Here is an 18,589-nt window from a genome sequence, read left to right on the forward strand (position 1 = left end):
ATGTTTATCTGTCTTGCAGAGCGAGGTTAAGTGTTGATGCGTTTTATTAGCCAAGGTCAAATAGGCTAAGGGCTGAGTTGCCCAGTCTAGACTGAGCCGCAAAGAGCATGTTTTAACTTATCTTATTGATAAAATAAGGATTCAACTAAATCTTAGTTATTTGATGTGGGTGGATGAGGAAGATCGCAGGCGTTGACATGTCAGTTTTTTGGGAAAATGAGCGCACTAATATGGTGCGCCCATAAACATTAGCTCATTTAGTGGGCAATACCCACACGGTATCGCCCACTTACGATTTAGAAAGAAAGGTATTAGATTGCGAGGGTTAAAATATCGCGGCTCATGGCTAAATCGATATTTTCGTGTTCACCTAGGGCTACCATGCCATGGTCTTCGAGTTGTTTCAGCACGGCTTCAACATCATCCTTACCTAGATTGTAGTCGGCCAGCTTTGTACCAATGCCCATGGCTTCGAAGAAGGCTTGGGTGTTAGCGATGGCGGCTTCAATACGCTCATCTTCAGTGCCTGCTTGGATGTGCCACACGCGGTCTGCAAACTGAAGTAACTTCTCGTGTTTTGCCGTTTTGGTGCAGCGCAGCAGTGATGGCAGCACTATGGCGAGTGTGCGGGCATGGTCGATATCGTAGAGTGCCGTTAACTCGTGGCCAATCATATGAGTTGCCCAGTCGTGTGGAACGCCAGTACCGATAGTGCCGTTGAGCGCCATAGTGGCAACCCACATCAGGTTGGCGCGAATATCGTAATCCTGCGGTTGAGCTAAAGCCTTTGGCCCTAACTCAATGAGAATTTGCAGTAAGCCTTCGGCAAATCTGTCCTGCACCGCCGCATTCACAGGGTAAGTCAGGTATTGCTCGGTGATATGGACGAACGCGTCGACCACACCGTTGGCCAGTTGTCTTTCTGGCAGGGTGAAGGTCTTGGTAGGATCTAAGATAGAAAATTGCGGGTAAACCAGTTCGTTTCTAAAGGGTAGTTTGGCCTTTAGGGATTTACGGGTGACTACGCTCGCGCAGTTCATCTCAGAACCCGTTGCAGGCAGGGTCAGCACTGTACCAAAGGGCATGGCTTTAGTGACTTTTCCGCCCCAGCTAGTAAGAATGTCCCATGGTTCACCCTCAAATTCAGCGGCAGCGGCAACAAATTTTGTGCCGTCGATAACCGAACCTCCACCTACTGCTAGCAGGAAATCAATCTTCAGTTCGCGAACTTGCTCAACCGCTTGCATTAGGGTCTCGTAGGTCGGATTGGGTTCAATGCCGCCAAATTCCACCACAAAGCGATTTCCTAAGGCTTGGTTGACTTCATCTAAGGTACCAGTTTTTTTGGCGCTGCTGCCACCAAACAGAACCATCACGCGCGCATCGCTCGGTACTAATGAATTGATTTCATTGATGGTATCTTTACCAAAGTGGATTCGAGTTGGATTGTAGTAGGCAAAATTGAACATGTGTGATTGTCCTGTGTTACAGAGATTAAACCGATTCAACGACAAGTGAGGGCATCGCAAGTTGCTATTGCCACACTCTTTGTAGCATTGGACTTCGGTGCCAAGCCCGCTGAAAGTCGCCTGCCTGGCCGAGTAAACCCTCCGCGGAAATACCTTGGATTCATATCGTAATCAGGTTTGCGAACAACAGACAGGGAGATGGAGGCCATTTTTCAGGGGCGAGGAGGATAAAATAATTTGGACTGGGCGTCCAGTTGCTTTATTTGACTATAAAGTAGATGAAGGAGTAGCTAGAATGCTGATGCATTCTAGCTTTATGAATTATAAGTAACTGCAGCAATATTCGGCGATGGCAGTGTTGCGGATTTTAAAGCTAACATTTGCCGCCAGCTCAAAGGTTTCACCGGTAGAAAATACCTGCCAAGTGTCGCTGCTTGGCAGTAATACTTCTAGGCTGCCGCCGGTAACTTCCATGACTTCACCCGTCGCGGTGCCAAACTCGTATTCCCCCGGCAACACTATCCCTAGAGTTTGTTTGCTGCCGTCGGCGAAAAATACGCTACGGCTCACGACCTTGCCATCGAAGTACACATTGGCATTTTTAGCGACACTGACCTGCTCGATTACACTCATTACGACTTCTCCTTAAGTTGGGTAAAACTAATTAACGCTTACGCCAAATGGTCATTTCCGACAGCGAGTGCTGGAACTTGCGCTTGGTTTCGCGGATCACAAACGGGATTTCTTTTACGGCCACTAACTCGAACTGGCCAATTAAGGTCTCGGTGAGACCATCTAAGGTGGTAAAGTTTTCGCCTTTGACTTTGATGCCGCCGAGCCAATTATCCTTAGGGGTGTAGTCCTCTAGCCAGGTATAGGGGGAGGCAATCACCAAATAACCACCACGGTTAATCCGTTGGCCAATTGTGGTGAGGAATTGCTTTGGATCGTTCAATCTGTCAATAAGATTAGAGGCGTACACAAGATCGTAGCCGCTATAAAGAGGCTTTAAGTTGCAGGCATCACCTTGCATAAAGTTGACCTTTTTGGCCTCTTCGCTATAACCCAGTTTGGCTAGGCTTGCGCTCTTAAACTCCTGCAAATCCCCTTCGGTGCTGATGGTGTAGCGCTTTTCGCCCTGTTCGGTTAGGGCATAGGCCTGCTGAATAAAGCGTGCCGAAAAGTCGATGCCATCGACATGGTCGAAAACCTTCGCTAGCTCAAAGCTTGCGCGGCCGACTGAGCAGCCAATGTCTAGGGCTTTGGCCGTGTGTTCCAGCTGGATTTCGCTCAATGCCTGCTGGACGCCGTTGACGCAAAAATTGGGCACGCCAAAGTATTGGGCGCCGTAATGGAATTCCAGATACTGGGAGATCAATTCATCGGTTTCGTACACATTGACCTCGGCCATTTGCTCTGGATTTTGCAACGATTCGACGTAGCGAAATCCTGCATGCTGGTAAAAGTGGCGGCGGAAAGCATAGCGTGAGGCCGCGATAGCTTCATTGCCGGTTGAAATCCAAGAGCCACCTTTGATGAGATTATGTTTACCATCAAAGGTGGGCGTCGAAAAGTCATCATAAAGTGGATGCACTGCAAAGCCGTTAAAACCATCGATGGCCGTTTCGGTCCATTGCCACACGTTACCCACAATGTCATAAAAGCCCTGCTGTGCGAAGCGATTCACTGGGCAAGAAGAGGCGTAATAGGCGAGGGCGATATTGCCCGGCGCTTCTTGCCAGTCGGGGGCATCGCTGCTGATTTTGCCCCTAAGAATGTACCACTCGGCTTCGGTTAATAGGCGGATATTGCTTTGGGATTGCTTCGCTTTCCAGTTACAAAACGCTTTGGCTTCGAGCTGGTTTACTTCTACGGGCCAATTTAAAGGTAAAGGGATTTCAGATGTCAGGTTTCGCTGCCACCATTTATTCCCATGCAAGCGCCAAAAGCGCGGCATACTGGCTTTGGTATAACTTAGCCACGCTTGTCCTTCTTCATTCCAAAATTCAGCTTGTTGATAACCACCTGCCTCAACAAAAGCTAAGTATTCCTGATTGCTGACCAGGAATTTTGCCGCCTTAAAGTCGGCTACCTTAAAGGTTTTATTGCCGTACTCGTTATCCCAGCCATAGGTTTGGTCGGTCTCTTTTTTACCTAAGGTAATCTTTTGGCCTGTAACGGCAATAAGCTGGTTGGGTTCGGCGCTGCCGACATCGGTACATTCCGGCCAGCTTGGATGTTGGGCAACGAATTCAAGTGGCAACTGGCGAATAATGGCCGAGGAGGTTTCGAGGTGAATACGCTCATGCTCTATGCCCATTAAGATAATCCAAGCAGGGCTATCTTGGGTGATGGGTAAGGTGAGTGGCATAGTGTCGATAAACTGATTTACCAGCTGATTGACCTGATTGCGATAGCTTCTGACCTCATCGACAGTAGGCCATTGGTAGTGGGTTTCGTCGAGGTCGTCCCACGACATTTCATCCACACCGATGGCGAACATGGATTCAAAGTGATCGTTCACCCGCTCGATTGGATATTTGCCGAGCTTGAGTTTATTAATGTAGAAGGTCGCAGTATGGCCGAAGTAAAAAATCAGTGGGTGGCGCAGCGGTTCTGCTTTAAGAAAATAAGCACTATCCTGCTGAATGACTTCAAATAGGGATTCATATAGGGCCCACGTCTGGTTGTAATACTGCTTAAGCTCGTCGCGTTTTAGCGCTGCACTCTCACCTGTTAGTTTGAGTGTATGTGCCGATTGCATATAGGGTCTCTCCTTAGGGTAAGCACGCTCCATCGTTAGCAATGAGCAAAAAACTCTCATCAGCGCGGCTTGGGCTTATAAGTTCAAGGCTGTTAGGCAACAGCAGACCTAGATTATTTGTAGCTCCTAAGCTAGCAGAAACTTGTGCCGACTCCAATGCTGGTATGGCACTAATAGGGGATAAATATCGGGCTCTAGCCTGTAAATTCCTGCAAGGCCAGTGGATTAAAATTATTTTATCTACGAGCAGTATTTTATCTGCCGAGGTTAGGGCAGAATGAAGTCGTCCGTAAAATTATTAAGCAGGATAGAACGGGATGGCAATGAACGCATTATGGATACCCGCTTGGTATGAGCGTGATCCGTCGATCTTTGTGGGGGTGACTGAGGAGTTTGTTTTTCATAAACCCGCTAGTCATGAGGCGTTAAGATTTTACAGCGGAGCAGAGGACACTGCGGCCGTCAAAGCGACAGGCGCAATATCGAGCATCCATCACAAGGTCTTGGGGGACATTGAGAGTGTTGATGCACAGGGGTTGGATTACACCTTAGTTTTAAAGGATGGACGCCGTTTGCTCGTTAATGCCGATGATGACCCAGGGTTGATTTATGAATGGGTCGATGAAAGTTGGCAGCGTTCAGAAATGGTAATCCAAGATTGGCAACTAGATGTGAAATTTACCTCACTTTCTCCTTTCAAATCGGCGAATTAACGCATTCATCTTCTTGGAGCGGTTAGCTTTATTTCAAACTAACTGCTCTGTATATTCAGTACGGCCACATCTCTTTTCTTCCTTATTGTTGTCTGATAAATCCTATCGCCATCGCGAACAATCATTGTATTGGTCACCTATTTACGATACTTAGAGATGGCTGATATAAAAGTGGTTATTGTTCATTTCATTCTTTTGAGGATGGTCAAGGTCTAAGTGCTTAGGACTGATTAAGCTAATGACCCATCGCTGGTGGACACTTAACATAAATGAGCGTACTTAGGCGTAACTGAAGCAGCCTAATGGATGCCGCCCTTTACACCAATGGAGCCTCCAAATGGCGAATATTTTACTCGTTGCCAACTTAAATTGTGACCGGATCTTAGTGCTCGACAAACCTCTGCAAACCGGTGGACGTTTCCATTATCAAGATGGCGGCCAAAGGCTTGGCGGCGGAGGCGCTAATACTGGACTTGGACTGGTATGGGCAGGTCACAGGGTGGCGCTGGTAAGCCAAGTAGGGCGCGATGAAATGGGCGATTGGGTGATTGCAGAGGCGAGTACCCTAGGGCTTGATTGCCGTTTAGTGCAGCGCCGCGCGGGGAATACCTGTGAAATGCTGCTCGTCATGACCCCAGATGGTGAGCGCACGATCATTCGGCCGCAGCGGCCTGTTTTTGAATTAGCCGTACCGCCCAAGTGGCAGCAATGGGATGCACTGTACTTTAATACCTCTGCTGAGGGCACAGTGAGCTGGGCGAAAACCGCGCTCGAACATTGCCTCGTTGTCGCCCAGCTCGCTAAGGACGATAGGCCAAGGCCATGCCACGTGCTTATTGCCTCGATAAGCGACCTTCAAGGCCGCTGCGATGTGATTCGTTGGGATTATGGTTTCAGTATTGGTGGTGAGTCACTGCGATATTTTGTGGTCACCGATGGAGTCAATGGTGCCAAAGTCTACACCGCCGATGGAATGACGCATGTGCCCGCCGTACCCGCCAAGGTGGTTGATACAACAGGGGCTGGAGATACCTATGCTGCAGGGCTTATCCATAGTCTCTGTGCGGGCAAAACGATCGTTCAAGCCATGGAAGAAGGCGCGATTTGGGCGGCCTTTGCGGTCGCTACTGACAGCTCGATTCCGGGGGATGCACTAAGGCACTACCTCAATGAGCTGCACTAGCATTTTTCACTCTATTGGCACGAGATCGTTATTTATATTTGGTTTTTAAATAGCGGGAGAGAGTCATCATTCTGTCATTTATGCAGGGTAGAGTGTCTCATGTTGACAATTTGCTTTGTTCCTGAGCATGTCTGGGCTTCTCCCATTCCTTCGTTCGCTTTTGCCCCATTCCCCAATGGGGCATTTTTTTACCCGAAAAATGGCGCTAAAGACCAATTGTAATTAGGTCATCTCGCGGTTTAGACTCTTCATTGCGTACTGTTGAGGGATTACATAGGGAGCGGCAAATGTCGACACTGTTGGTTAGCAAGTTATCGGGTTTGTATCTGGGCACTGAAGTGCAGGAAGTTTCGGGCGTACTTACTGGCATCAAGGGTAAGCGAGCTGCAGCGAAACTCGAAGTGCATCGCAGTCATGTGCAAGGGAATATACAGGCCGATGTAAAACACCATGGTGGAGACGATCGCGTGTTACACCACTTTCCAAGGGAGCATTACGGCCAATATCGCCGCTGGGATCTCATCACTCACCTTGAAGATGTGCCCAGCATGGGAGAGAACATCAGCACAGTCGGACTAAATGAAACCCAAGTCAATATTGGCGATATACTGCAAATCGGTGAGGTCACGGTGCAAGTCACTCAGCCCCGCTCTCCTTGCTTTAAACTTAATTTGCAATTTGGCCACAAGGATTTTGCCCTTGCGATGCAGGAAAGTCAGCTATGTGGTTGGTTTTATAGGGTGATCACACCTGGCGTTATCAATGTCACCGATAAGATAGAATTAGTGCAGCGAAAGACTGATGTCAGCGTTGCCGAGGCGATGGCGCTTTACTTCTCCCCCACCTTCGATGCAAGAGCCTACGACAGACTCGCCTCCTGTGAAGGTTTAGCTTTAACTTGGTTTAATACCCTGCAACGCCGTTTAGCGACTCAATCCATTGAAGATTGGCAAAAGCGGTTATATGGTCCAAACGGCCGATAAGTAAAACATCAACCTAAGTTGAGGCCTACAACAAGGATAGTGTGATGGAACACGCCGTAACAAAAAGCGAACGCGAGTTTGGACTGTTGGTTTATGCCTCCAGTTTCATCGGATACTTAGTGCCCTTTGGCTCGATTCTGGGGCCGCTGATCCTCTGGTTGATGAAGCGTGATGAATCCGCGTTTGTCGACCGCTGCGGCCGTAGCTGCCTTAACTTTAAGTTGAGTATGCTGGTTTATGTGTTAATTGGCGCTGTGCTCGCCATTATCGGGATTGGCGTTATTCTGCTGCTGGCATTGGCAGCGCTGGATTTAATCTGCACCGTCATCGGCATGATCAAGGCAAGCGAAGGGCAGGTATATCGGTATCCACTCACGATTAAATTTATCGCTGAGCAGTCAGTGCGGGATTAAACCTATCAAGGGGGCATTGATAAAAATTAAGGCGCTCATTGAGCGCCTTAATTAAATGTTACATGTTCGGGTAGTTAGGGCCGCCGCCACCCTCTGGTGTCACCCAAGTGATGTTTTGGCTTGGATCTTTAATGTCGCAGGTTTTGCAGTGAATGCAGTTTTGCGCGTTGATCACAAACTTAGGTTGACCTGCCTCTTCCACCACTTCGTAAACCCCCGCAGGGCAGTAACGCTGTGCAGGCTCGTTGAACTGTGTCAGGTTAATTCCCAAAGGAATACTATTGTCTTTAAGACGCAGGTGGCAGGGCTGATCTTCCTCGTGGTAAGTGCTCGACAGGTAAACTGAGGACAGTTTATCGAAGCTTAACTTGCCATCGGGTTTTGGATAATCAATCTTGCTGTAGGCTGTCACTGGCGCCATTTGCGCGTAGTCGGGTTGTTCATCACGTAGGGTGATCGGGAACTTACCGCCAAACCAGTTTTGGTCGATATAGTTGAACGCACCGCCAAGGAAAGTACCAAACTTGTGCATTGCAGGGCCGAAGTTACGTGATTTATACAGCTCTTCGTGTAGCCAGCTTTCTTCAAGATGCTCTTGGTAGCAATCCAGATCCTTACCACCTTCAACGCCAGCGAGCATTGCCTTAGCTAAGGTTTCTGCCGCCACAATACCGCTCTTCATCGCCGTATGGGTGCCCTTGATCTTCGCGAAGTTCAAAGTCCCTGCGTTACAACCAATGATAAGACCACCGGGGAAGCTCATCTTAGGCAGCGAGTTCAAACCACCCTTAGCAATTGCACGGGCGCCGTAGGTGATACGCTCACCGCCAGTTAAATACTTAGCAATAACAGGGTGAGTCTTGTAGCGCTGGAACTCGTCGAACGGGCTTAGATGCGGGTTCTTGTAGTTCAGGTCGATAATCAACCCCACGGCAACTTGGTTGTCTTCCATATGGTAGAGGAAGCCACCGCCAGAGGCGCCGTCGGTCAGAGGCCAGCCGCCAGTGTGAACGACTTTACCTTGCTCGTGCTGCTCTGCTGGGATTTTCCAGATTTCTTTAAAGCCTAAGCCGTAATGCTGCGGCGTCTTGCCGTTATCTAGGTGATATTTTTCAATCAGCTGCTTGCCTAGGTGGCCACGGCAACCCTCTGAGAATACGGTGTATTTAGCATGTAATTCCATGCCTGGCATAAAGCTGTCTTTCGGCTGACCATCGGCACCAACGCCCATGTCACCAATCAGTATGCCCTTAACGCTGTTATCTTCGTTAAACAGTAATTCGCTAGCGGCAAAGCCTGGGAAGATTTCAACGCCGAGTTCTTCTGCACGGGTTGCTAACCAGCGGCATAGGTTACCTACGCTGATAATGTAATTGCCTTCGTTGTGCATGGTTTTTGGCACAAGGGCATTTGGCATGGCTTTGCTTTCGGTGGCAGAGCTCAGCAGGTAGATTTCATCGTGGCTGACAGCGGTAGTAACAGGTGCACCTTTCTCGCGCCAATCGCTGAACAGTTCTTCGAGGACTTTAGGTTCAAATACGGCGCCTGAAAGAATGTGGGCACCCACTTCGGAACCTTTTTCTACCACACAGACGGTAATTTCTTTACCCGAATCCTGTGATATTTGCATTAAACGGCAGGCGGTTGCTAGGCCAGCGGGACCAGCTCCGACGATAACAACATCGAATTCCATTGATTCGCGTTCCATCAATTCACCTCTTCCTCATGTATCCCCAATTTTGATCGGGTGTTGTAGTTTGTAAACGCTCGTTTTATAGAATGTGAACACCTTACCTGAAAATGGGCTTAGGGCACAGTAGAGAAATGAATAGTTAGGGTGAAAAGGGCATAAATCTTTGGGTGAGCGCTGTCACAGATCGTTAACGGACTCCGAAAAGCGCTAAATAAATACCCGCTTAGGGGTATAGCTAGGGGGCATTTTAGGCATATAATCCACTGTAGACGGTTCTCCGAGCTAGCCTACCTACGTCAGCAGATATGGAGGTATAGCCGTGGTAATAATGCCACCGGGGTGAGAAAAGAAATGCTCTCACCTCCCACACTTGGAAAGGTGATCATGTCCCAGTTACAAGACAATTTTGGTCGAAGGTTTCACTATTTGCGGATGTCAGTCACTGACGTTTGCAATTTCAAATGCAGTTATTGCCTGCCCGATGGTTATCATCCTACTGGCAAACAACACTTTTTATCCTTAAGTGAAATCGAAAATCTCGTATCCGCCTTTAGTCAGGTCGGCACTCAAAAAATCCGCATCACAGGCGGTGAACCCACCCTGCGTAAAGACTTTACCGATATCGTTCGTATCGTGTCCGACAATCCTAGCATTCATACAGTGGCGACTACGACCAACGGTTATCGTCTCGCACAGCATGCTAAGGAGTGGTTCGACGCAGGTCTGCGTCGTATCAACGTGTCGGTGGATAGTTTAGATCCTAAAATGTTTTACCAAATCACCGGTGAGAATAAGTTCGATGAGGTGATGCGTGGTATCGATGCCGCCTTAACCGCCGGATTTGAGCGGGTCAAAGTCAATGCGGTATTACTTAAGGGAATGAACGATAAGGATTTACCCCGTTTCCTAAACTGGATCAAAAATACCCCTATCGATTTGCGCTTTATCGAGCTGATGGAAACCGGTCTTGGCCGCGATTATTTTCAGGCCCATCACCTCGCAGGTGCCGACATTAAGGCGCAATTACAGTCGCAGGGCTGGTCGTTGGATATTGCCGACATTGATGATGGTCCAGCGCAAAACTTCAGCCATCCCGACTATAGAGGTCGCATCGGCTTAATCATGCCCTATGCTAAAAACTTCTGCGCGACCTGTAACCGCTTAAGGGTATCGGCTAAGGGTAAATTACACTTGTGTCTTTTTACCGAGTCAGGGCTTGAGTTACGTGATCTACTGCAACATCCTGACCAACAAGCGGAATTAATTGAGCGCTTGCATGCCCAATTAGCACAGAAAAAAGAAACCCATTATTTGCATCAGGGCATTACAGGTGTGACCCAGCATTTGGCTTCGATCGGCGGCTAACCCGTAATAGCCTCCTCACTCCTTCTTGTCGAGTTTGGGGGCGGCCTGTGCAGTTTATTTCCCTATGCGTTGGTTTCAGATGCACCTATTAATCTGCCTAAAATACAGAACAAAGGATCGCCCTTATGAGCAATGTATTTACCCATATTAATGCCGATGGCAATGCCCACATGGTCGACGTGACCGAAAAAGCGGTTACCGAGCGTGAGGCACGCGCCGAAGCTTTTATCGAAATGGCGAGCGAAACCCTAGAGATGATTATGAGCGGCAGTCACCACAAGGGTGATGTGTTTGCTACCGCCCGAATCGCGGGCATTCAAGCCGCGAAAAAGACCTCTGATTTAATCCCGCTTTGTCATCCACTGATGCTGACTAAAGTTGAAGTTGAGCTCGAAGCCCAGCCAGAGCATAACCGCGTTCGCATCGCTAGCCTGTGTAAATTATCGGGCAAGACGGGAGTCGAAATGGAAGCGTTAACTGCAGCTTCTGTGGCTGCACTTACCATTTACGACATGTGTAAAGCGGTGCAAAAGGATATGGTGATTTCTCAGGTGCGCTTACTGGAGAAACGTGGCGGCAAGTCGGGTCACTTTAAGGCTGAATAATTATTAAACGAGATAAAAAGATGATTAATGTGTTATTTTTTGCGCAAATTCGTGAGCTTTTAGGGACGGCCAAGTTATCCGTTGAGGCCAGCGAACAGACTCAAACTGCAGCCGCATTACGGGAAACCTTAGCCGCTACCGATGATAAATGGGCGAAAGTGTTAGCCTCAGACAAACTGCTGGTGGCGGTTAATCAGACCATTAGCCAGTGGGATACGCCAGTAAACGATGGCGATGAGGTCGCGTTTTTCCCTCCAGTGACAGGAGGTTAATATGACCACTTTGCCTAATGTGCGTGTGCAAGTTGATGATTTCAATGTTGCCGAGGAATACTTGCAATTAGCCCAGGATAATAGCGACGGTGCCGTGGTGACCTTTGTCGGCAAAGTGCGTGATTTTAACGATGGCTCTGTGGTGACCGATCTAACCCTTGAGCATTATCCGGGCATGACAGAAGCAGTGCTGGAGCAAATTGTCGCCGAGGCCCGAAGCCGCTGGCCGCTCAATAGGGTTACTGTTATTCACCGCGTTGGCACTATGGCGCTAGGTGAGCAGATTGTGTTTATTGGTGTCACCAGTGCCCACCGTAAGGCCGCCTTTGCCGCCTGTGAGTTCCTTATCGACTTCTTGAAGACCAAGGCGCCCTTCTGGAAATTAGAAGCGGGTGATAAGGGCAAAAATTGGGTCGAAGCCAAGGATGCCGATGAGCAGGCCGCTAAGTTGTGGCAGCACAAGGATAACTAGTTATGCTCAATCGGAAAGATTGTTGCTTTTAGGTTCGCTATTATAGGTTTAGCTATGCTGAATTTGCGTCGACTACGCCATATCTTTGGGGCCGTTTTTTCCCTTTGTTTATCCCTTTCAGTGGCGTTTGTGCCATCACTGTGCCGCGCAGATTCTGACGTGCCTGCCATTGCGGCTGCGGCCAATATTAAGTTCGCCTTAGATGATATCGCCAAAAGCTTTACCGCCGAAACAGGTCTTAAGCTTAAGATTTCCTACGGTTCGTCCGGCAATTTCGTTGCCCAAATTCAGCACGGTGCGCCCTTTGAATTGTTCCTCAGCGCCGATGAAAGATACATTCGTGAGCTCAATAAGGCGGGGGTGATCCAAGATGAAGGTGTGCCTTATGCTGTTGGCCGTTTGGCTTTAGCGGTACCTAAGGACTCAACTTTACCACTCGATGCAGAACTCAAGGGCGTGAAGGCACTATTGGATACGGGGAAACTTAATCGATTCGTGATAGCCAATCCTGAGCATGCTCCCTACGGTGAGCGCGCTAAGGAAGTCTTAGTTAATTTAGGTCTATGGGATCCGCTGCAGCCGAAGTTAATCCTTGGGGAGAATGTGTCCCAGGCGGCGCAGTTTGCCGTGAGTGGTTCGACTCAGGGCGGGATTGTTGCCCTGTCGTTGGCGATGGCTCCCCAGTTTAAGGCAATGGGTAATTATGTAGAGTTGCCTGCAACACTCCATGGTTCGCTTGAGCAGCGCATGACCCTGCTGCCCAAGGCGGGCACAACGGCGCAGCGTTTCTATCAATATTTACAAACAGATGCGGCAAAACTTGTCTTTAGTCAGTATGGTTTTGGATTACCTAATCAATAAGGATATTAATGGATTGGCAGGCGCTGTGGTTATCGGTCAAGCTCAGTAGCATTACGGTATTGCTACTTATTCCCCTCGCTATTCTAGCGGGGCGCGCCTTGGCTTACCGCAGCTTTATGGGCAAGTCCTGGGTTGAAGCGCTGGTGATGGTGCCTTTGGTATTGCCGCCTACTGTCATTGGTTACTATCTGTTAGTGGGGCTTGGGAGCCAAAGCTGGTTAGGGCAGTGGCTCGAAAAACTCACTGGACAGCAATTGGTGTTTCATTTCTCAGGTTTAGTCATCGCATCCATTCTGGTGAATATCCCCTTTGCACTTCAACCTATACAGCGTGCCTTCGAAGCTGTGCCGCAGGATGTGCGTGATGCGGCGGCTTGCTGCGGTATGAGTTCCCTCAAAATCCTGCTGAAAATCGAGTTACCTATGGTTTGGCCTGGGGTGTTAACGGCCATGGTGCTGTGTTTCTCCCATGTGCTCGGTGAATTTGGTGTGGTGCTGATGATGGGCGGCAATATTGCGGGTGAAACTAAGACCATCTCAATTGCAATTTATGACAGCGTACAGGCCTTCGATTTTAACGCTGCTAGCACTATGTCATTAGTATTGCTGTTGTTTGCGATTACGGCTCTTGCGCTGACAACCAGTTTATCGAGACGCTTTGGAGGTCAGCATGGCTCAAATCATCGCTGATTTGCATTGTCAGATCCAAAGTCATAAACACATTAAACTCACCGCCGACTTTAGTTGTAAAGCGGGTGAAGTGTTGGCAGTAGTCGGGCCATCGGGCGGTGGTAAAACCACCCTGCTAAGAATGATTGCAGGGCTTAATCATCCCGACTCTGGTTGTATTCAGTTTGGTGATACCCCTTGGTTTAATGATAAAACCCGCACGGCATTAACACCCCAGCAAAGGCATATCGGCTATATGCCGCAGCATTTTGGATTGTTTCCTAACCTCACCGCGCTAGAAAATGTGGTGGCGGGACTCGACCATATTCCTAAAGATGAGCGGGTCGCTCGCGCTAAAGACTGGCTGGAAAGAGTTAATTTGCATGGTCTGCCCGACCGACTACCCATGCATTTGTCGGGCGGTCAGCGCCAACGTGTCGCCCTTGCCCGCGCTCTTGCCCGTGAACCTTCAGTATTACTCCTCGATGAACCTTTTTCGGCTGTGGACAGGGAAACTCGTGAGCGGTTGTACCTCGAGCTTGCACGCCTTAAGGAGCAGTTGTTATGCCCAGTAATTATGGTAACCCATGATTTGAACGAGGCGCTGTTGTTGGCAGATTCGATGATCCTCATCAGTCAGGGGCAGATGTTGCAGCAGGGCGCTCCATTTGAGGTGTTATCCCGGCCGCGCAATGAGTTGGTGGCACGGCAGATGGGGCTAAGAAATATCTTTGATGCAGAGGTGCTGCATCAGGAAAGTACTAAGGATATGACCTGGCTTAAGTTTGCTGATCAGCAACTCGCCTGTGATTTTGGGCGTAATCGCCCCGTCGGCAGCAAAGTGCGTTGGGTCATCCCAAATCAAGGCATTCGTTTTAACTCGATTTCTAATGGTCGCTTATGTCGCAGTTTCAATAAATTAGATGTCACTATCGATTCGATGCTGGTGATGGGGGAGTCGGTACGCCTAGTCTGTGTTGTGGCGGGAACTCAGCTACAACTCAATACCGAAGTGCCGCTGCATTTGGCGCAAAAGCTTAACCTTGCGAAGGGGATGCAAACTACTGTGGCGCTCAAATCTGAGCAAATCCATATTCTTGAAGATTAGAATGAGAAAATTCCCAATCCAATAACAGTTGGTATCTGTTGACTCATTTCTTAATCGATTCAAAAGGTTTGCGATTTTAAGGTTGAATTATTGCCTAATTTTTCATCCTGTTCATGAGTAAAATCCCTAAGATGATCAAAGCTTAATCTTGTTTCCATCGGTGTTTTAGCCGCGATTAGTTAGACTGAGCATCCCATACGTACTTGAGTACTGGTTATGCGTGAATTCCAACATCAAGTCATGGCGCGAGTGGGGAATTCGAAGTTGGTGTGCAAAAAAGATTAGCTTTTAAAGGCAATAATCGGTGTGATTTATCAGAGTTGATGGCGGACTTTGGCAGCCCATCGACATCTAACTGATTGTCTCATAAGATACAAACTTAGCCGATTTTTATGGAGGAACCATGAGACTATGGTTGCTAGGAATCATGTTGCTTTCAGGGGTGGTGACCGCCGCGCAGAGCATGTATTCGATGTTAGTGGGGGGCAGTTATGTGCCACCACTAAGTGTGATGCAGCAAATTGAGAAGGATTTTATCGGTGTCATCGCCGAATTTGATATGGAAATACAGGACAGTGATCTCGTCTATCATTTCGAATTAATTAATCCCCTCGCCAATTCTATTACCCAATTAGAATACCGCGCTAGTGACGGTAAGTTGTTGAAGCAAAAGGGTGTGAAAGTGACTAAGGATGACTTAGGGGAGGTAGAGGCGAGTCGGTTGATTACGGCTAAGCATCAGACATTTTCCGGAATTATTGCCTTAGTGACCAAGGATCATCGGGCATTTTTGACCGATGCCAAATTAGACCATGACTTAGGTATCAGTTACTTAGAGCTAAAATTGTTAAATGACAGCGGAAAGTACAAATTGGCCTTCGATATTGAAAATTTACGTCAACTGCCCTTACTTCAATGGGATTAAGTGTAGATTTGGCCGCTAATTGTAGTTTGAGGAGCGCAGCATACAGATGAAAATACTTTTAGTTGAAGATGATGCGACAACGACTGAATATATAGTCAAAGGATTTTTGGAGCAGGGGCACAATATTGAGAATGCCAGCGACGGTCAGCAAGGTTTGTTGTTAGCAACTGGCGGACAGTACGATTTGTTAATTCTCGACCGAATGCTGCCCCACCTCGATGGCCTTAAATTATTGGCAGCATTAAGGGCCACCGGCGATCAAACCCCAGTATTAATTCTCTCTGCTCTTGCCCATGTGGACGAGCGAGTCAAAGGGCTTCGCGCTGGTGGTGATGATTATATGACTAAGCCCTTTGCTTTTTCGGAGTTGCTCGTACGTGCCGAAAAGCTAATGCAACGTGGTCAGTCGGTACCTGTCACGACAGACTTAGTCGTGGGTTCATTGAAGATGGAGCTGCTCACCCGTAACGTCACCCTAGATGGACATGAGCTGATGTTACAGCCGAAAGAGTTTCAGTTGCTTAAGTACCTGATGGAGCATGCAAATCAGGTCATCAGCCGTACGCTGTTATTCGAAGCGGTGTGGGATTATCACTTCGACCCAAGAACTAACGTGATTGATGTGCATATCGCAAAATTACGCCGCAAATTTGAAGAGCTAGGTCACGGCGAATTAATTGAAACCGTTCGAGGGGCGGGTTATCGCTTACGCCAAAGGCATTAAGCCTTACCAAAGCAGCGCCTGGCGCATTACGATTATTTTTTCCACTCTAGTGACAGTGATCATAAGCGCGCTGCTGTTTGCTCTTTATCGCCAGCTCATTATTGAGCAACAGTATCAAGTTACCCAGTATCTCGAATCCGAAACTCTACGCTATCAGCAGTTAGCGTTGACCGTCGATCGCAGCAGTTTTGCGGCACAAATCCGCGCCGCCGATCCTCAAACTGCATTGATTGCTTGGCGAAATAGCTACGACATGGTGGGGGCATTAAGCTTTATGCCCGAGAATATGCCCATGTTGCCGCAGACACGGGATTTCCCGATTTTAACCGGCGGTCCCGATAAGCTGCACATTCTCACCGGCGGGTTGGTGATGACCCGCTACGGCCCTGTGCTTATCGCCACCCGAACTGACAACTTAGCCACCTTAATCGATAAATTTATTAGCGCTGCAGCTACCGCGGTGATGCTGACGATCATCTTGACCTTGGCGCTGGGCTATCTATTCTCCAAGGCAATTTTGCGCCGTTTAGTGCAATACAACCGCTTAAGTGAACAGATTGAGCGCGGCCATTACGACACTCGTCTGCCCCTAAGCTGGCGTCAGGATGAGTTTGATATGTTGGCGCTGCAGTTTAATAACGTGTTGGATATTCTCGAAAATAACCTAATGGCAGTGCGAGGTGTGACCGATAATATCGCCCACGATTTACGTACGCCGCTATCCCATATTCGGATTGGGCTTGAGGAGTTAGCGGCTAAATCCACCGATGAACTCAGTGACGATTGCGCCAATATTATCGAGGAGCTCGACCATTGTCTGGCAACCTTTGATGCCATGTTATCCCTCACCCGTATCGAAGAAGGTCAGCAGACCCTAGATTTACAGGAGTTAAGCTTGGCTGGCCTATGTACGGATTTGCTTGAGATGGCCGACGCCGTGGCCGAGTCTAACGAGCAAACCATTAGCCTGTCGTTGCTCACCGATCATCAAATTAATGGTGATAAATATCTGCTATTTCAAGCGCTATACAATCTAGTCGATAATGCGATGAAGTATTCGGGCCCTGGTGCCCGCATCGATATCATTCAGAGCGGCGCAACCATCAAGATTGCCGATAATGGCCCAGGTATTCCCGACGAGAGTAAAGATAGAGTGTTCGAGCGTTTGGTTCGCCTCGACCCGAGTCGTCATTTGCAGGGCACTGGCCTCGGATTATCTATGGTCAAAGCCATCTTATCGCGGCACAATGCGCAAATTACCCTAGAAGACAATCATCCGGGTCTGTTGGTGACCATTAGGTTTTAAGGTTGTTCCTTCCTGCTTTAGAGATGAGTTATCGAGTTCGCCATGTATCGAATCCTAGCCGATGAGGCTGATTTTATTGTTATTTCAAAATCCGCTAATGTGCATTTTCACAGTCAAGATGGTACGGCTGGTGTGGTTGCTCAGCTTGAACAGGATTTAGGGATAAAGCTGTTTTCCGTCCATCGATTAGACACGCCGACATCGGGTTTACTGCTGCTGGCCAAAAATGTGGAGGCGGCGCGGCAACTTACCGAACTCTTTAGCGCCCATAAAGTGCAAAAGTATTATTTGGCATTGGCCAAGGGCAAACCGAAGAAGAAGCAGGGCTGGGTGATTGGCGATATGGCTAAATCCCGCCGCAGCATGTTTAAGCTGCTGCGCACGAAGGAAAATCCTGCCATAACCCAGTTTTTCTCCGTGAGTGTAGCTGAAGGCTTAAGACTGTATTTACTTAAGCCACATTCGGGGAAGACCCACCAACTGCGTGTCGCGCTGGCAAGTTTAGGGGTGCCTATTTTGGGGGACAATCTCTACGGCTCCGATGAGGCCGATCGCTGCTATCTGCATGCCTACTGCTTACATTTCGACTACTACCACGCTGGGACTGGCACTTGGCAGCAATATCGCTTTATGGATACACCGCAACAGGGAGAGGCATTTAAGACGGATTCCGTGGTTGCAGCGTTTAATGAATGGCAGGTGCCTGAATCGCTCGAATGGCCGTCGCGTTAGTTGCTAACGGTGGGCAAATGTAGGGTATTTTGGATAAAGCATTTGCAAAACCTAAGGCTTCCTGCGAAGTTTACAGGGTCAGGATGAGCAACCCATCTGCACCCAAGGAGCAAATTAGGTTATGGATACAAATAAATTATTGCTAGTCATTATTGCGATTCTTCTGCCGCCAGTCGCCGTGTTTTTAAAGGCGGGTGCGGGTAAAGATCTGCTGATTAATATCGTGCTGTGTCTGTTATTCTGGTTCCCCGGTTTGCTGCATGCGCTCTGGGTGGTGACTAAGGCCGAGTAGTTTCGAAGGGCCAATAAAAAAGCGCAACCTTGTTTATAAAC

At 48.4% G+C, this 18,589-nt stretch carries 20 protein-coding genes and 1 riboswitch; of the genes, 16 read left to right on the forward strand and 4 right to left on the reverse strand.

The features are described from left to right. Nucleotides 1–311: 311 nt before the first annotated feature. The 3 genes from K0H61_RS01035 to ovoA all read right to left on the reverse strand — a co-directional run bounded on the left by K0H61_RS01035 (nucleotide 312) and on the right by ovoA (nucleotide 4,233). The gene (locus K0H61_RS01035; RefSeq protein WP_220050932.1) at nucleotides 312–1,469 is read right to left on the reverse strand and encodes an iron-containing alcohol dehydrogenase; all 1,158 of its coding nucleotides are present in this window, start codon (nucleotides 1,467–1,469) and stop codon (nucleotides 312–314) included. Between the two features lie 321 nt (nucleotides 1,470–1,790). Then, nucleotides 1,791–2,102, reverse strand: a complete 312-nt coding sequence (ppnP, locus tag K0H61_RS01040) for a pyrimidine/purine nucleoside phosphorylase (protein ID WP_220050933.1) — start codon at nucleotides 2,100–2,102, stop codon at nucleotides 1,791–1,793. A gap of 31 nt (nucleotides 2,103–2,133) precedes the next feature. After that, a complete protein-coding gene (ovoA, locus tag K0H61_RS01045) occupies nucleotides 2,134–4,233 on the reverse strand; it encodes a 5-histidylcysteine sulfoxide synthase (RefSeq protein ID WP_220050934.1) in 2,100 nt (699 codons plus the stop codon). 317 nt (nucleotides 4,234–4,550) lie between these two features. Here ovoA and K0H61_RS01050 point away from each other — a divergent pair, with 317 nt between their 5' ends. The 4 genes from K0H61_RS01050 to K0H61_RS01065 all read left to right on the forward strand — a co-directional run bounded on the left by K0H61_RS01050 (nucleotide 4,551) and on the right by K0H61_RS01065 (nucleotide 7,525). Beyond that, the gene (locus K0H61_RS01050) at nucleotides 4,551–4,946 is read left to right on the forward strand and encodes a hypothetical protein (protein ID WP_220050935.1); all 396 of its coding nucleotides are present in this window, start codon (nucleotides 4,551–4,553) and stop codon (nucleotides 4,944–4,946) included. Between the two features lie 337 nt (nucleotides 4,947–5,283). Next, nucleotides 5,284–6,129: a PfkB family carbohydrate kinase gene (locus K0H61_RS01055; RefSeq protein ID WP_220050936.1), complete on the forward strand. Its 846-nt coding sequence runs from the start codon at nucleotides 5,284–5,286 to the stop codon at nucleotides 6,127–6,129. Between the two features lie 287 nt (nucleotides 6,130–6,416). Further along, nucleotides 6,417–7,112, forward strand: a complete 696-nt coding sequence (locus K0H61_RS01060; protein WP_220050937.1) for an MOSC domain-containing protein — start codon at nucleotides 6,417–6,419, stop codon at nucleotides 7,110–7,112. Between the two features lie 44 nt (nucleotides 7,113–7,156). Next, nucleotides 7,157–7,525 carry a DUF4870 domain-containing protein gene (locus K0H61_RS01065; RefSeq protein ID WP_220050938.1) on the forward strand — a complete coding sequence of 123 codons (369 nt, stop codon included), beginning with the start codon at nucleotides 7,157–7,159 and terminating at the stop codon, nucleotides 7,523–7,525. 58 nt (nucleotides 7,526–7,583) lie between these two features. Here K0H61_RS01065 and K0H61_RS01070 read toward each other — a convergent pair whose 3' ends face one another. Next, nucleotides 7,584–9,233, reverse strand: a complete 1,650-nt coding sequence (locus tag K0H61_RS01070; protein WP_220050939.1) for an electron transfer flavoprotein-ubiquinone oxidoreductase — start codon at nucleotides 9,231–9,233, stop codon at nucleotides 7,584–7,586. 248 nt (nucleotides 9,234–9,481) lie between these two features. Next, nucleotides 9,482–9,615: riboswitch (molybdenum cofactor riboswitch) on the forward strand. On the opposite strand from K0H61_RS01070, the gene moaA reads away from it, so the two are divergent. From moaA to K0H61_RS01130, 12 genes are all read left to right on the forward strand, one after another. Beyond that, the gene (gene moaA, locus K0H61_RS01075) at nucleotides 9,603–10,583 is read left to right on the forward strand and encodes a GTP 3',8-cyclase MoaA (protein ID WP_220050940.1); all 981 of its coding nucleotides are present in this window, start codon (nucleotides 9,603–9,605) and stop codon (nucleotides 10,581–10,583) included. It overlaps the preceding riboswitch by 13 nt. A gap of 125 nt (nucleotides 10,584–10,708) precedes the next feature. Beyond that, complete coding sequence (gene moaC, locus K0H61_RS01080) at nucleotides 10,709–11,188, forward strand: cyclic pyranopterin monophosphate synthase MoaC (protein ID WP_220050941.1); 480 nt, start codon at nucleotides 10,709–10,711, stop codon at nucleotides 11,186–11,188. A 20-nt stretch (nucleotides 11,189–11,208) separates the two neighbouring features. Further along, nucleotides 11,209–11,460 (forward strand): molybdopterin synthase sulfur carrier subunit, encoded by a 252-nt coding sequence (gene moaD / locus K0H61_RS01085; RefSeq protein WP_220050942.1) that lies wholly within the window; start codon nucleotides 11,209–11,211, stop codon nucleotides 11,458–11,460. 1 nt (nucleotide 11,461) lies between these two features. After that, on the forward strand, nucleotides 11,462–11,932 hold the full coding sequence (moaE, locus tag K0H61_RS01090) for a molybdopterin synthase catalytic subunit MoaE (protein WP_220050943.1): 471 nt from the start codon (nucleotides 11,462–11,464) through the stop codon (nucleotides 11,930–11,932). A 54-nt stretch (nucleotides 11,933–11,986) separates the two neighbouring features. Next, the gene (gene modA / locus K0H61_RS01095; protein ID WP_220050944.1) at nucleotides 11,987–12,793 is read left to right on the forward strand and encodes a molybdate ABC transporter substrate-binding protein; all 807 of its coding nucleotides are present in this window, start codon (nucleotides 11,987–11,989) and stop codon (nucleotides 12,791–12,793) included. An 8-nt stretch (nucleotides 12,794–12,801) separates the two neighbouring features. Next, nucleotides 12,802–13,482, forward strand: a complete 681-nt coding sequence (gene modB / locus K0H61_RS01100) for a molybdate ABC transporter permease subunit (RefSeq protein WP_220050945.1) — start codon at nucleotides 12,802–12,804, stop codon at nucleotides 13,480–13,482. Beyond that, on the forward strand, nucleotides 13,463–14,569 hold the full coding sequence (locus K0H61_RS01105) for an ABC transporter ATP-binding protein (RefSeq protein ID WP_220050946.1): 1,107 nt from the start codon (nucleotides 13,463–13,465) through the stop codon (nucleotides 14,567–14,569). The genes modB and K0H61_RS01105 overlap by 20 nt, the downstream gene beginning before the upstream one ends. A gap of 403 nt (nucleotides 14,570–14,972) precedes the next feature. Then, the gene (locus K0H61_RS01110) at nucleotides 14,973–15,494 is read left to right on the forward strand and encodes a hypothetical protein (protein ID WP_220050947.1); all 522 of its coding nucleotides are present in this window, start codon (nucleotides 14,973–14,975) and stop codon (nucleotides 15,492–15,494) included. A gap of 46 nt (nucleotides 15,495–15,540) precedes the next feature. Further along, nucleotides 15,541–16,218, forward strand: a complete 678-nt coding sequence (locus tag K0H61_RS01115) for a response regulator transcription factor (protein ID WP_220050948.1) — start codon at nucleotides 15,541–15,543, stop codon at nucleotides 16,216–16,218. 49 nt (nucleotides 16,219–16,267) lie between these two features. Further along, complete coding sequence (locus K0H61_RS01120) at nucleotides 16,268–17,524, forward strand: sensor histidine kinase (protein ID WP_220052377.1); 1,257 nt, start codon at nucleotides 16,268–16,270, stop codon at nucleotides 17,522–17,524. A 42-nt stretch (nucleotides 17,525–17,566) separates the two neighbouring features. Beyond that, nucleotides 17,567–18,256, forward strand: coding sequence for a TIGR01621 family pseudouridine synthase (locus K0H61_RS01125; RefSeq protein ID WP_220050949.1), 690 nt, complete (start codon nucleotides 17,567–17,569; stop codon nucleotides 18,254–18,256). 121 nt (nucleotides 18,257–18,377) lie between these two features. Beyond that, nucleotides 18,378–18,548 carry a YqaE/Pmp3 family membrane protein gene (locus K0H61_RS01130; RefSeq protein ID WP_220050950.1) on the forward strand — a complete coding sequence of 57 codons (171 nt, stop codon included), beginning with the start codon at nucleotides 18,378–18,380 and terminating at the stop codon, nucleotides 18,546–18,548. Nucleotides 18,549–18,589 lie beyond the last annotated feature (41 nt).

Origin of the sequence: Shewanella acanthi (genome assembly GCF_019457475.1) — a bacterium.
GTDB lineage: Bacteria > Pseudomonadota > Gammaproteobacteria > Enterobacterales > Shewanellaceae > Shewanella > Shewanella acanthi.

Bases quoted from the DNA above. Each gene is read 5' to 3' on its own strand.
- K0H61_RS01060 (WP_220050937.1), top strand. From the start codon at position 6,417: ATGTCGACACTGTTGGTTAGCAAGTTATCGGGTTTGTATCTGGGCACT.
- K0H61_RS01070 (WP_220050939.1), bottom strand. From the start codon at position 9,233: ATGGAACGCGAATCAATGGAATTCGATGTTGTTATCGTCGGAGCTGGT.
- K0H61_RS01130 (WP_220050950.1), top strand. From the start codon at position 18,378: ATGGATACAAATAAATTATTGCTAGTCATTATTGCGATTCTTCTGCCG.
- modB (WP_220050945.1), top strand. From the start codon at position 12,802: ATGGATTGGCAGGCGCTGTGGTTATCGGTCAAGCTCAGTAGCATTACG.
- moaA (WP_220050940.1), top strand. From the start codon at position 9,603: ATGTCCCAGTTACAAGACAATTTTGGTCGAAGGTTTCACTATTTGCGG.
- moaD (WP_220050942.1), top strand. From the start codon at position 11,209: ATGATTAATGTGTTATTTTTTGCGCAAATTCGTGAGCTTTTAGGGACG.
- ovoA (WP_220050934.1), bottom strand. From the start codon at position 4,233: ATGCAATCGGCACATACACTCAAACTAACAGGTGAGAGTGCAGCGCTA.
- K0H61_RS01115 (WP_220050948.1), top strand. From the start codon at position 15,541: ATGAAAATACTTTTAGTTGAAGATGATGCGACAACGACTGAATATATA.
- K0H61_RS01105 (WP_220050946.1), top strand. From the start codon at position 13,463: ATGGCTCAAATCATCGCTGATTTGCATTGTCAGATCCAAAGTCATAAA.
- modA (WP_220050944.1), top strand. From the start codon at position 11,987: ATGCTGAATTTGCGTCGACTACGCCATATCTTTGGGGCCGTTTTTTCC.
- K0H61_RS01055 (WP_220050936.1), top strand. From the start codon at position 5,284: ATGGCGAATATTTTACTCGTTGCCAACTTAAATTGTGACCGGATCTTA.
- K0H61_RS01035 (WP_220050932.1), bottom strand. From the start codon at position 1,469: ATGTTCAATTTTGCCTACTACAATCCAACTCGAATCCACTTTGGTAAA.
- K0H61_RS01050 (WP_220050935.1), top strand. From the start codon at position 4,551: ATGGCAATGAACGCATTATGGATACCCGCTTGGTATGAGCGTGATCCG.
- moaC (WP_220050941.1), top strand. From the start codon at position 10,709: ATGAGCAATGTATTTACCCATATTAATGCCGATGGCAATGCCCACATG.
- K0H61_RS01065 (WP_220050938.1), top strand. From the start codon at position 7,157: ATGGAACACGCCGTAACAAAAAGCGAACGCGAGTTTGGACTGTTGGTT.
- ppnP (WP_220050933.1), bottom strand. From the start codon at position 2,102: ATGAGTGTAATCGAGCAGGTCAGTGTCGCTAAAAATGCCAATGTGTAC.
- K0H61_RS01125 (WP_220050949.1), top strand. From the start codon at position 17,567: ATGTATCGAATCCTAGCCGATGAGGCTGATTTTATTGTTATTTCAAAA.
- K0H61_RS01110 (WP_220050947.1), top strand. From the start codon at position 14,973: ATGAGACTATGGTTGCTAGGAATCATGTTGCTTTCAGGGGTGGTGACC.
- moaE (WP_220050943.1), top strand. From the start codon at position 11,462: ATGACCACTTTGCCTAATGTGCGTGTGCAAGTTGATGATTTCAATGTT.